The organism is Shewanella sp. MF08487, assembly GCF_050848685.1.
GTDB lineage: Bacteria > Pseudomonadota > Gammaproteobacteria > Enterobacterales > Shewanellaceae > Shewanella > Shewanella glacialipiscicola.
The window spans coordinates 20,755-34,339 of sequence record NZ_JBOZPB010000007.1; the positions used below are offsets into that span (position 1 = coordinate 20,755).

The following is a 13,585-nucleotide window of genomic DNA, read 5'->3' on the forward strand; positions in this document are numbered from 1 at the left end:
AAATGCTACAGCCGATTATGATTCAATAGTGAAAACATAGGAGCAAGCAATCCATGAGCAAAATTTTCGAAGACAATTCATATACTATTGGTAATACCCCGTTAGTACGTTTAAACCGTGTTAGCCAAGGTAATGTGCTGGCAAAAGTTGAAGCACGCAACCCAAGTTTCAGTGTTAAATGCCGTATCGGTGCCAATATGATTTGGGATGCCGAGAAAAAAGGCCTGCTCACCAAAGATCACGAACTGATCGAGCCCACATCAGGTAACACGGGGATTGCACTGGCCTATGTTGCGGCAGCACGTGGTTACAAGCTAACCCTGACAATGCCAAATACCATGAGTTTAGAGCGCCGCAAGCTGCTCAAAGCACTCGGCGCGAATGTTGTGCTGACGGAAGGCGCAAAAGGCATGAAAGGGGCGATTGATAAAGCAGAAGAAATTCGCCAATCAGCACCTGAAAAATATGTTTTACTACAACAATTTAATAACCCAGCAAACCCAGAAATCCACGAAAAAACCACAGGTCCAGAAATCTGGAATGATACCGATGGTGAAGTAGACGTGTTTGTTGCAGGTGTGGGTACTGGCGGTACTATCACGGGTGTAAGCCGTTACTTGAAAAGAGTGGCAGGTAAAACCATTACCTCTGTTGCCGTTGAACCAACGGATTCGCCTGTTATTGCACAAACATTGGCAGGTCTGCCTATTCAACCTGGGCCACATAAAATTCAAGGTATTGGCGCAGGCTTTATTCCTGGCAACTTAGATTTAGAATTAATTGACCGTGTTGAAGCCGTAACTAACGATGAAGCCATTGAGATGGCACGCCGTTTAATGGTTGAAGAAGGTATTCTAGCGGGTATTTCATCTGGCGCAGCGGTGGTTGCAGCCAATAAGATTGCCGCATTACCTGAGTTTGCGGGTAAAACGATTGTCGTTATTCTACCATCTGCTGCAGAACGTTACTTATCAACTGTGTTATTCCAAGGCCAATTTGGCGACGAAGAAAATATCCAGTAATCAATACCTTATTTCTCTAATCTACCTAGCTTCGGCTGGGTAGATTATTGTTGCTATTTGATTAAGAGATTAATCAGTTACCCCAGCCACTATCCCACGGCATGTGAAGTAAACTCTCACCTAAAGAAGTGTTAGCCGTACTATATCAAGCTAAACGGTATGCCTAAATTAATCATCTCGATTTTGGGTACATAACTGCACGACAACCCTCAGCAGTAAATAAAATTTAATCAACGAATAACATTAATCAAATTTTATTACCATTGATCCCCTTCGTATAATCACTATATCAAAACAGCGCTCCTATTGAAGCTATGTTAAGCAGTTGGTATTGAGAGGGTATTGAGAGGGTTTTAAAATGACTTCAAGACGCAAACACTGGACATCACAGGCCGCTAAACTTCCCAGCCCGATTGCAGGACTCGCACTCGCTATTGCCAGCTTAGGTTGGACTTGGGAGAGCATGACGCCTTCACTTAATGGCGCAGGTCAAGTCACAGGGGCAATCATTGCTTCGATTTTCCTGTTACTGCTCATGGGTAAATTCATACTGCATCCAAATATTTTAAAAGAAGAGCTCAGCCACCCTGTGATTGGTAGCGTGATCCCTACTTTCGCCATGGGGTTGATGGTGGTATCTAAATCATTGGGCGACTATTTTCCTAATACAGGCTTAACCTTATGGCTTACTGCCATCGCTATTCACCTTATCTTCTTAGGCGCATTTATCTACTATCGTGCCATTGATTTTAAACTCGAACATATGGTGCCCAGTTGGTTTGTGCCCCCTATTGGTATTATCGTCGCGGCGGTATCTTTCCCCGTATCGGATTACCAATGGCTAGTGAATGCTATTTTAATTTTTGGTATGTTGTCTTACTTAGTCATGCTGCCTTTAATGCTCTATCGGCTTATTTTCTGCCAAGCGATACCCGATGCGGCTAAACCCACTATTGCGATTCTGGCAGCCCCTGCGAGTTTGTCTCTGGCGGGTTATATGACGGTGTGCGAACAACCATCAATTCCCTTAGTGGCCTTACTGCTCAGTATCGCTATTTTGATGACTAGCGTTATCTACTTGGCTTTCTTTCATCTATTGAAATTACCTTTTAGCCCTGGCTACGCCGCATTTACCTTTCCGATGGTAATAGGAGCGACGGCACTTTTTAAAACCACGACCTGGTTAGCGCAATTTAGTAATATGAGTGAGTTAGCCGCATGGTTAAAATACTTAGCGGAATTCGAACTGGTGATCGCGACCTTAGTGGTTATCTATGTCGCACTACGCTATTTAGGACACTACTTCCCGCTGCAATTAAAAATGATGGAAAAAAACAGCAATCTTAAACAGTAAATAACTAAATTTAAATAGGACTAATTCTATTCAATAATTTATCACTTGATAGACACGCTTGATTCAGCAATGAAAATGAGTGATTTATATTCATTACAGCATGTCATTAAACATACTCATAATAATAAAATAATCACTCTACAGCCTTCATTATTAAACATCCCTGGCGATACAATAAAAACTCACCTAGACATAATTTAAAAAACACAATGACAATATAAAAATAGACCTTGAACAATCTAAAAATGTTACAAAAACAAAATTCAGCAACAAAATAAAAACAAAAAAATCAGAATGTTAATTTAGCACTATCACTGCCACTAAATAAGCACAACCTAATTTTAAAAGCCAATTTAAAAAGCCAAAAACCATTTTAATTTACATTTAACAAACATATTATCTTGTATTTACAATATTGCATTTATGATGCCGTTATGGTTATATCCATCCAAAATTTAAATATGCTCCAAATTAATTCAAATCACGAATTTGGATATGTATTTACGCCATTAAAAAATCAAACGATGTAATACCAATCGTATTAAATATATGTTCATTCAGCGGGAGTTCAACGCGCTTTAGACAAGGCGAAGGCTTGAAAGCATAGTGGTGCTCTGTCGAAAGCCTTAAACGCAGTATAAAGCGCGTTGCCATGCCGTTAAATCAGCCGCCCTTTGGGAGAATCACAGGCATCTCACTCCCGCGTTACATTGACTTAAAAGGGAATAACCATTTCTGCGTCAATGCACCTCGGATTGAAATACCTGTGAGGCTCTGAACTGATTAAATATTTAATGTGATGGGTATAATATAAAGGTAATAAAACATACATGAATCCTACATTAGCAAAAGCAGTTCACTTTGCATTAATGGCTAACGCAGCAACTGCCGGTTTATCAACTTTTTCGGTATTTGCTGCTGAAAATGAGACGAATTTTGAACGTATCGAAGTAACAGGTTCTCGTATTATTAGAGAGGGAGCCATGGCGCCAACACCCGTCACGGTTATCACTGGCGATGAATTACTATCGACGGGTGTCACCAATATTGGTGAAGCGTTAAATCAATTGCCTGCACTGGGTAGCACGTTTTCTTTAGCAAATTCTGGACGTTTTATTGGTATTTCAGGATTAAACCTTTTAGACCTCAGAAGTATGGGCACCGACAGAACGCTCGTACTGGTAAATGGTAAACGTCATGTTGCCAGCTCTGCTGGAACCGCTTCTGTTGATATCAATACCATACCCAGTGTTTGGGTTGATAAAGTTGAAGTCATTACTGGTGGCGCATCGGCCATTTATGGTGCAGACGCCGTAACTGGTGTCGTCAATTTTATTCTAAAAAAGGATATTGAAGGACTCGATGTGTCTGCCACTAAAGGCTGGGCTGACGATAATCCACATGCTAAAGATCGCTTATCATTATCTTACGGGACCCATTTTGGCCAAGAACGCGGTAATGCTGCTTTTGCGGTTGAATACAGTGCTCAAAATCAATTAGAAGCATTTGATCGAGATCAAACCTCCACGTCATTTACGAGCTTTAAAAATACCCATCGTCCAATAGGGCCCGATGGCAAGCCAATCGATTCTAATCACCCCACCGATCCTGATAAATATTACACACCTAATAGTGGCCCTTTTGTCATTAGTAATGCGGGAACATTCTTTTTAGATGGTTGGAAAACCTTTAATGCCGATGGTTCATTACGTGATGTGTATTCTGGTCCTAACGTTGACGGTATTAACTGTGTCGACTGTGATTATCTGAATATTAATCAATTTGTTGAGCTACAACCGGAATTTAAACGCTATAACATTAACTTCAAATCAGATTACCAATTCAACGACTCGATAAACGCCTATTTCGAAGCGAAATATGTCAATAGTCAATCGACCAATGAAAGGCAGCCTGCACTTTTCTTTGGCAAAGTGAGCGATCCTCTCAAAAATAACGATATCAAAATCGATAATGCCTTCATTAGCCCAGAACTCATCGCATTAATGAAAGCCAATAAAGATGCCAAAGGTAATCCTGCACCACTTGAGACTCTTAATATCCATCGTTTTATGACAGATCTCGGTCAACGAATAGAAGACGATAACCGTGAAACCCAGCGCTATGTAATGGGTCTTGAAGGCTTAGTTTTTGAGGACTGGGATTACGATGTCTATGGCATTTATGGTCAAACAGATCTCGAGCGAGTCAATAAAAATAACCTCGTACTAGCCAACTATCAACATGCATTAGACTCAATCACTGTCGATGGTAATGCGGTATGTCGTGATGAAAATGCCAGAGCGGCAGGTTGTGTTGCCTTAGATATTTTTGGTTTTGGCAAACCAAGCCAAGCGGCGATTGATTACGTTAACACCACTTCAACGGGAAACTCAGTTATTAAACAAACGGTTTTTGGCGGCTCTGTAACAAACTCAGCTCTATTTGAACTGCCTGCGGGAGCCGTGGGGTTTTCAACGGGAGTAGAATATCGTAAAGAAGAAAGTGAAATTTTTGAACCTACAAATGCACAAGGGACCTTCTTTAATGTTCTAGGTGAAGATAAAGGGGCTTTTGATGTCAAAGAAGTCTTCGCAGAAATGAGCCTGCCCTTACTAACTGATTTACCGATGATCCGTCAACTTGATATGGAGTTTGCAGTCCGCTTTGCAGATTACAGCACTATCGGTAACGCAACCACTTGGAAAACCGGTCTAAACTGGCAAGTCAATGATGAACTGCGTGTCCGTTCAACTTACTCAGAAGCCATTAGAGCACCGAATATCAGTGAGTTATATGGCGCCACGAGCCAAAATTTTATCAAAGTTAATGATTCATGCAAAACCCAATACTTAAACGACTTAAATAATCCAGGCGTTCGTAAAGCCAACTGTGCAGCATTAGGTATCCCAGCAGATTTTAACTCTGATTACGATTCACTAAGAATTGAAGGTGTGGGTAGCGGTAATCGCGATTTAGATCCAGAGGAATCAAGCAGTTACACTATCGGATTTGCTTATCAGCCTAGTTTAATTGATGGTTTATCTATCACGACTGACTACTGGGATATCGCTATTGATAACGCTATCTCCTCGGTCAGTGCACAAAATATTATCGACCGCTGTGTTGATTCAACCTCAGGCATTAATAACGAGTACTGCGCATTACTCACACGCAATCCAACGACTCATGAAATATCCTCCATCAAGCTGTCATCGCTCAATATCGCCGCTTTAGAAGCCGCAGGCATTGACTTTGATGTCGGTTATCACTTTGAGGCATTAAAAGGTGATTTTCGGACCAACTTAATTGCCACCCGTTTACTCAAGCGTAAAAACTATTCTTTTCAAGATGATCCTGATGACTTTGAAGAATTAGCGGGAACATTAGGTTACGCAAAGTGGCAAGCTAACTGGTCATTGAATTATGCCATTGAGCAATGGAGCGCTAACTGGAGAACCCGTTTTATTGAAGGTGTAAGTCTCTACACTGATAAAGAACTGGCTCTTAATGCTAACCCAAGCAGTAATTTAGAATATGATGACTATTTCATCAGTGATATCTCTATTGCCTATGCTTTTGATTCAGGTGTGACGCTCAAATTAGGTGTCGATAACCTATTCGACAGTGATTTACCCTACGGAACAACCGGTACAAGCGCAGGAGCTGCGGTATACGATAATGTAGGCAGATTCTTCCACACCACAGCAAGCTTTAAATTTTAATCTACGTTTGTAACTTAAACGAACACGAAAAACGGCATCCTAAGATGCCGTTTTTTATTAAAAAGTATTCAATATTTCCTATGAAAAATAGATTTAGCATCATTCTAAAACACCACTAAACTCGATCACTTTATGCTTATACAATATCCATTTATCGACAACATTAACCATTATCACTTTTTACACTGCATTGGTATAAAACATCAATTTGCGAAAAAAATAAAAATGCCCAACTTTATGCTGGGCATTTATTATTACTCTACCGAGTGGCTTAAAAAACTACGAATGCTTAGTTAATTTACGCTCGGTCGAATGCTGAGTTGTTTCATCCTGCGTATAAGATGTTGATACCTTGTCATAGTGAGCTTTATGCGGCTCAGCTAACGTTGTTTTACATTGCTCTATCCACCAATAACCTAAGCCTACAACCACACCGCCACCAACAATATTCCCGAGCGTAACAGGTATCAAATTATTGAATACAAAGTTAGCCACCGTTAAATCGGCAAACTGTTCTTGAGTGACACCTAAGGATGCAAAAAACTCAGGGCTGGCGATAGCTTGGATAGTCATTCCCATGGGTACCATAAACATGTTCGCGATACTGTGTTCAAAACCACTGCTAACAAACATAGCTACAGGTAAAATTAACAGTAACGATTTAGCCAACATGTCACGGCTCGCGAATGTCATCCACACACCAAAACAAACTAACATATTGCATAAGATACCCAGGCTAAATGCTTGGATCCATGAGTGATGTAATTTATGTTGCGCCACTTTAAGCGCATTTAATCCCCAATTGCCACCATCGAGCTCATACATACCCGCAGCGGTGATTAAACCCACCATTAACATGGCGCCGATAAAATTACCGGCATAGACACGACACCAACATTTAAGTAATTCAGTCCCAGTCACTTGTTTTTGTGCCCAAGCAACAGTACTAAGTACAGAACTGGTGAACAATTCTCCACCGCAAACAACCACTAAGATTAAGCCTAAACTAAAAGCGATTCCCCCCACAAGACGCACTAAACCCCAAGGTGCATCACCAGATCCAGTGGTCACCGTTAGGTAAAATACAAAAGCTAAGGCAATAAATGCACCAGCAAATATCGCTAAACCAAAGGATTGTATCGGTGCTTTCGTCACTTTACTTTTAGCGTAAATTTCTGCTTGGTTGTAACAACTTGCAGGAGTAGAAGACTGCGGCGCATCATGTGCGCTGTTTGCCACCGTTGGCACTCCTGATGATGAATTTGGGCTTTTCATAGCATGACTCCAACTTTGGATAAACAAACTCGAATGAATAGCATGTGTATCTCCTGCGGCGCGATTGCGCGGATCACATGAATCATTATTCTAATAATTTGGCCGTAATAATCGCTTAAACCATGTGCTTAAATAATGATTCACTAAAGTCTCGCTTTGTACCATACAACGCCTTTAGGCTGTGAAGCCGATATTGTGAAAGCGTGATGTTATTCACACCTAAAATGTGAGTTCTTTGAAGCGCAAGACAATAAAGGTTAATTGGTCTTACCAATGTCAAGCTATTTTCAAACAAACCCATCACACTATAAAGCGTGTACATAAGTTAAGTTTTACCTGTTTTATTGAACATTCAAATTTACGCTTATAGTGAGAACTCAACGCAATTGACTTCAATCCCTACGGAGGGTCGTCAAATCATCCACGACTTAGCGAAAGTACCGTTAAGGATAAGGGGGGGGATTAACTGGGGCATATTGGCGGCTTAAACTAAGAAAGATAAATAGTTAACGATTGAATTTTATAGATTATAACGCATGCTGACTCGTAAACGAGCAATGATATTTCAATATATTGATTAACTAACCCATCACTAAAAGCGCAGCACTGCAACATCAATATTCCCTAAAAATGCTTAATAATCTGCTAATTTCACACTATCGACTCAATGCATAATTGCAGGATCGGGTAATCACTCTATCCAATCAAAAATCAACCTATACGAGGATAGATTTATCCTCAATAAAAAGAGACATTAGATTACAGTAATCTGTGCGTGTTGAATTTAAACCCTGCACAATTCGAATGTCACAGTACGTTAAAAAGCGTGCTGTAATCCTTATAGTGGCCAATAAATGTTACCTAGCTAACAAATTTAGGATTAACCAACCACAAACTATTCCCTTTAAGATGTGATAGTCGGTGACCTATGCTAACATGCGTATGGACAATTGGTCTTACCAATTAAAAAGAATCATCGGTAACCGATAGTAGCAGTAAGCGTATCTTTGTCATCTTATCGGGTATCAATAGACAGACTGTTGAAATGGCGGCGTTTATAAAGTAACACGCACTTCACAATCCAGTTCCCATCATAGGGCGTCATCATGAAGGGAGCTTTATTTCAGGAATTAGCTATTGGCTTATACTCAGCATCGCTTCACGCTGATCGCCAGTAACCTTTATCTTAACCAGAAGGTATTAGTACGATGACCGAAAAAACTGAACTGTTTGCCAACGCATGGGAAAGCTTTACTCCTGGCGATTGGAAATCTGAAGTCAATGTCCGCGACTTTATCCAACAAAACTACACTCCGTTTGAAGGTAATGAATCATTCCTCGCCGGTGCCACTGACGCAACCACAAAATTGTGGGACAAAGTCATGGACGGTATCAAGCAGGAAAACCGTACCCACGCGCCTGTTGATTTCGATACTAAGATGGTCTCTACCATCACCTCTCACGACGCTGGCTACATCAACAAAGAATTAGAAACTATCGTTGGCCTACAAACAGATGCGCCGCTAAAACGCGCTATGTTGCCTAACGGCGGTATTCGTATGGTGGAAAGCTCATGCGCCGCCTACGATCGCGTACTGGATGAAGACGTTAAATACATCTATTCAGAACTACGTAAAACCCATAACCAAGGCGTGTTCGATGTTTACACCCCTGAAATTATGGCTTGCCGTAAATCCGGTATTCTCACCGGTTTACCCGATGCTTACGGCCGTGGCCGCATTATCGGTGACTATCGCCGCGTGGCGCTTTACGGTATCGATTATTTAATGAAAGATAAATTTGCCCAATTTGGTTCACTGCAAGCGCAGTTTGAAGCGGGTGAAGAATTATCAAATGTTATCCAATTACGTGAAGAAATCGCTGAGCAACACCGTGCACTAGGTCAAATGAAGAAAATGGCTGCCAAATATGGCTGCGATATTTCTCGCCCAGCGACCACTGCACAAGAAGCGATCCAATGGACTTACTTCGGTTACTTAGCCGCAGTGAAGAGCCAAAATGGCGCAGCAATGTCATTAGGCCGTACCTCTTCATTCCTCGATATTTATATTGAACGCGATCTGAAAAATGGCACCTTAACTGAGCAACAAGCTCAGGAAATGATTGACCATTTCGTGATGAAATTACGTATGGTGCGTTTCCTACGTACTCCAGAATACGATGAGTTATTCTCTGGCGACCCAATTTGGGCGACTGAATCTATCGGCGGTATGGGCTTAGATGGCCGTACGTTAGTGACTAAATCAAGTTTCCGTTTCTTGAACACCCTTTACACTATGGGTCCAAGTCCAGAGCCAAACATCACCGTATTGTGGTCAAAACAACTCCCAGTTGGTTTCAAAGAGTATTGCGCCAAAGTGTCTATCGACACTAGCTCAATCCAATACGAAAACGATGACTTAATGCGTCCAGATTTCCAATCAGACGACTATGCTATCGCCTGTTGTGTAAGCCCAATGGTTGTGGGTAAACACATGCAGTTCTTCGGTGCCCGCGCCAACTTAGCCAAAACTATGTTGTATGCGATTAACGGCGGTATGGACGAAAAGTTGAAAATCCAGATTGCACCTAAAGCCGATATGATCACCGATGAAGTGCTTAACTTTGATGACGTGATGAATCGTTTAGATGGTCTAATGGATTGGTTAGCAACGCAATATGTCACAGCACTGAACTCAATCCACTTCATGCACGACAAGTACTCTTACGAAGCGGCGCTAATGGCACTGCACGACAGAGACGTACGTCGCACTATGGCTTGTGGTATTGCAGGTCTGTCTATCGCAGCCGACTCACTGTCAGCCATCAAATTCGCTACCGTAAAACCGGTTCGTGATGAAAATGGTATTGCAGTCGATTTCGACATCAGCGGTGACTATCCAAAATTTGGTAACAACGACGCACGTGTTGATGATATCGCCTGTGACTTAGTTGAACGTTTTATGGCTAAAATTCGTGACCGTAAAATGTATCGCAATGCAGTACCAACACAGTCGATTCTGACTATCACCTCAAACGTAGTTTATGGTAAGAAAACCGGTAACACACCCGATGGTCGTCGTTCAGGTGCGCCATTTGCACCGGGTGCAAACCCTATGCATGGCCGTGATGAAAAAGGCGCAATCGCTTCTTTAACCTCAGTGGCAAAACTGCCATTTGCCCACGCTCAAGACGGTATTTCTTATACCTTCTCAATCGTGCCAAATGCGCTGGGTAAAGAGGATGATGCTCGCCGTACCAACTTAGCGGCATTGATGGACGGATACTTCGACCACAATGACAAAAAAGAAGGTGGCCAACACTTAAACGTCAACGTGATGAACCGTGAAATGCTTGAAGATGCCATTAAGCATCCAGACAAGTATCCACAGCTGACCATCCGTGTTTCTGGCTACGCAGTGCGCTTCAATTCACTGACGCCAGAGCAGCAACAAGATGTGATCACGCGTACATTTACTAAAGGTCTATAAGCTAAATTAGGCAGGGCTATAGTGAACTAAAGCTATAGCCTACTTAATTAAAACAGGAGTCACAATGGCAGTTATCGGTCGGATCCACTCGGTGGAATCCTTTGGCACTGTAGATGGTCCAGGCATACGGTTTATCACCTTTATGCAGGGCTGTTTAATGCGCTGCCAATATTGCCACAATCGTGACACTTGGGATCTTGATGGCGGAAAAGAAGTTCTGGTCGATGAGTTAATGAGTCAAATCATCAGCTATCGGCCTTTTCTCGATGCCAGCAATGGTGGTGTTACAGCCAGTGGTGGTGAAGCCATTTTACAGGCCGAATTTGTCGCCGAATTATTCACTGCCTGCAAAAAAGAAGGGATCCATACCTGTTTAGATACTAATGGTTTTGTACGTAAGTACACGCCAGTGATTGATGAGTTGCTCGACCATACTGACTTGGTCCTGCTCGACATCAAACACATGGACGATGAAAAACATATTGAGTTAACCAAAGTCAGCAACCATAGAACATTACAGTTTGCGCAGTATTTGGCAGAGCGTAATCAAGCGACGTGGATACGTTATGTGGTAGTGGGCGGATTTACCGACGATGAAGCATCGGCATTACAACTGGCCGAGTTTATCAAGCCCATGAAAAACATTGAAAAGGTAGAGTTACTACCCTATCACGAATTAGGTAAACACAAATGGGAAGCCATGGGCGAACGCTATCAGCTCGATGGCATCTCTCCCCCGAGTAGAGAAACCATGGAAAAGATCAAAGCGGTATTTGTCCAGCAAGGGATTAACGCGATTTATTAATCCACAGTAACAAAAGAGCCAAAACGGATAACCGCGGCAACAGCCTAAAGTTCTTCCCAATAACTGGCATCTAAACGCTCAAATGCTATTTTTAAAATCAGTGCCATATCGAGGTAACAGGCCTTAGCGCCTAACGTATGGCAATTGATACCCATGGACGACAACTTCGCACTCAACTGGTTACTCCAGTCGAACAGCGTTAACGGTAATGGATGGCGAGCTCGCCAGCCTAACCACAGCAGCCCCTGTAACGGTAAGCTGATGAAAAATAAACCGAGAGTGACAGCTTGGGGCAGAAATGCCCAACCGTGAATATACAGCTGGCTCATGCTCACAAAAATCGCCAGCACTGGCATCACCAGTATGGCGAGCTGAGTCGCTCGGACGACCCGATACTCAGGAAAATAAAAACCCAGTTGTCTAACCATAGGCCAAGTCTTCATATACTGATGACCATCACCTAAGGTTTTGAGGATCTTAATGCTCAATTTTAGACACCAACTACAATGGAATACTGCTTTAACCATAGCACAATCTGGCGAATCGCCCCAAGACTGTTATGGTAAAAACACCGCAGTTCCTCATTATTTTGAATCGTTATATTAAACACAATGGCAAAGGGTTTACACATGTCAAATAATCTGGTTTTAGTTCTCAATTGCGGTAGCTCTTCTCTCAAATTTGCCGTCATTGACGCGCAAACAGGTGACGACCAAATTTCTGGCTTAGCCGAATGTTTTGGTTTAGAAGACTCGCGCATTAAATGGAAAATCAACGGCGAAAAACATGAAGCGGCCTTAGGCGCATTTACGGCTCACCGCGAAGCAGTTGAATACATTGTTAATAAAATTCTTGCGGAACAACCTGAATTAGCAGCAAAAATTCAAGCCGTTGGCCACCGTATCGTTCACGGCGGTGAAAAGTTCACTCGCTCAGTGATCATCGACGAAAGCGTGATAAAAGGTATTGAAGATTGTGCTTCATTAGCCCCACTGCACAATCCTGCTCACCTTATCGGCATCCGCGCAGCCATTGCCTCTTTCCCTAAATTGCCACAGGTGGCAGTATTTGATACGGCTTTTCACCAAAGCATGCCAGACAGAGCTTATGTCTACGCCCTGCCTTACAAGTTATACCGTGAACACGGTATCCGTCGTTATGGCATGCATGGCACGAGTCATTTATTTGTTAGCCGTGAAGCGGCAAAAATGCTCAACAAGCCCATTGAAGAAACTAACGTTATCTGTGCTCACTTAGGCAACGGCGCGTCAGTCACTGCCATCAAAGGCGGCAAAAGTGTCGACACTTCTATGGGCTTAACCCCATTAGAAGGTTTGGTCATGGGCACTCGTTGTGGCGATATTGACCCTTCAATCATCTACCACTTAGTTCATCAACTGGGTTACACCTTAGAAGAAGTGAATAACCTGATGAACAAGCAAAGTGGTCTGCTGGGCATTTCCGAGCTGACTAACGATTGCCGCGGTATTGAAGAAGGTTACGCAGACGGTCATAAAGGCGCGACCTTAGCCTTAGAAATCTTCTGCTACCGCTTAGCCAAGTACATCGCCTCTTACACTGTGCCACTTGGGCGTTTAGATGCAGTCGTCTTCACCGGCGGTATTGGTGAAAACTCAGATTTAATCCGTGAAAAAGTGCTCAACATGCTGGAAATATTCAATTTCCATGTCGATAGTGAGCGCAACAAAGCGGCGCGTTTCGGTAAGAAAGGTGTCATCACCCAAGATAAAGGCACGATTGCCATGGTGATCCCAACAAATGAAGAATGGGTTATCGCTGAAGATTCCATTAAACTGATCAACAAATAAAAAGACCTAAGCCGTTTGCTCACCCAAACGGCTTTATGCCTTACGTAGCCGTACTCACAAGCAAATTTGCAGAAACTCTTCTGCCAA

General features: G+C 42.4%; 8 protein-coding genes. 6 read left to right on the forward strand and 2 right to left on the reverse strand.

What is annotated here, in order from left to right; translation table 11 throughout:
* The first annotated feature begins 53 nt into the window (after window positions 1–53).
* From cysK to ACRN9H_RS07005, 3 genes are all read left to right on the forward strand, one after another.
* Window positions 54–1,022: a cysteine synthase A gene (cysK, locus tag ACRN9H_RS06995; protein ID WP_432313066.1), complete on the forward strand. Its 969-nt coding sequence runs from the start codon at window positions 54–56 to the stop codon at window positions 1,020–1,022.
* A gap of 358 nt (window positions 1,023–1,380) precedes the next feature.
* Complete coding sequence (locus ACRN9H_RS07000) at window positions 1,381–2,376, forward strand: TDT family transporter (protein ID WP_432313067.1); 996 nt, start codon at window positions 1,381–1,383, stop codon at window positions 2,374–2,376.
* Between the two features lie 830 nt (window positions 2,377–3,206).
* Window positions 3,207–6,098, forward strand: coding sequence for a TonB-dependent receptor domain-containing protein (locus ACRN9H_RS07005; protein ID WP_432313068.1), 2,892 nt, complete (start codon window positions 3,207–3,209; stop codon window positions 6,096–6,098).
* 279 nt (window positions 6,099–6,377) lie between these two features.
* Here the strand turns inward: ACRN9H_RS07005 and focA are convergent, their stop codons facing one another.
* On the reverse strand, window positions 6,378–7,373 hold the full coding sequence (gene focA / locus ACRN9H_RS07010) for a formate transporter FocA (protein WP_432313069.1): 996 nt from the start codon (window positions 7,371–7,373) through the stop codon (window positions 6,378–6,380).
* Window positions 7,374–8,581: 1,208 nt separating this feature from the next.
* Between focA and pflB the strand changes: the two genes are divergently transcribed.
* Together pflB and pflA are read left to right on the forward strand one after the other, a co-directional pair.
* A complete protein-coding gene (pflB, locus tag ACRN9H_RS07015) occupies window positions 8,582–10,864 on the forward strand; it encodes a formate C-acetyltransferase (RefSeq protein WP_432313070.1) in 2,283 nt (760 codons plus the stop codon).
* A 64-nt stretch (window positions 10,865–10,928) separates the two neighbouring features.
* A complete protein-coding gene (pflA, locus tag ACRN9H_RS07020) occupies window positions 10,929–11,669 on the forward strand; it encodes a pyruvate formate lyase 1-activating protein (RefSeq protein WP_432313071.1) in 741 nt (246 codons plus the stop codon).
* Window positions 11,670–11,713: 44 nt separating this feature from the next.
* On the opposite strand, the gene yfbV is transcribed toward pflA, so the two are convergent.
* Entirely contained in the window at window positions 11,714–12,157 is a 444-nt protein-coding gene (yfbV, locus tag ACRN9H_RS07025) for a terminus macrodomain insulation protein YfbV (RefSeq protein ID WP_432313072.1), read from the reverse strand.
* Window positions 12,158–12,298: 141 nt separating this feature from the next.
* Between yfbV and ackA the strand changes: the two genes are divergently transcribed.
* Entirely contained in the window at window positions 12,299–13,498 is a 1,200-nt protein-coding gene (ackA, locus tag ACRN9H_RS07030) for an acetate kinase (protein WP_432313073.1), read from the forward strand.
* Window positions 13,499–13,585: the final 87 nt, after the last annotated feature.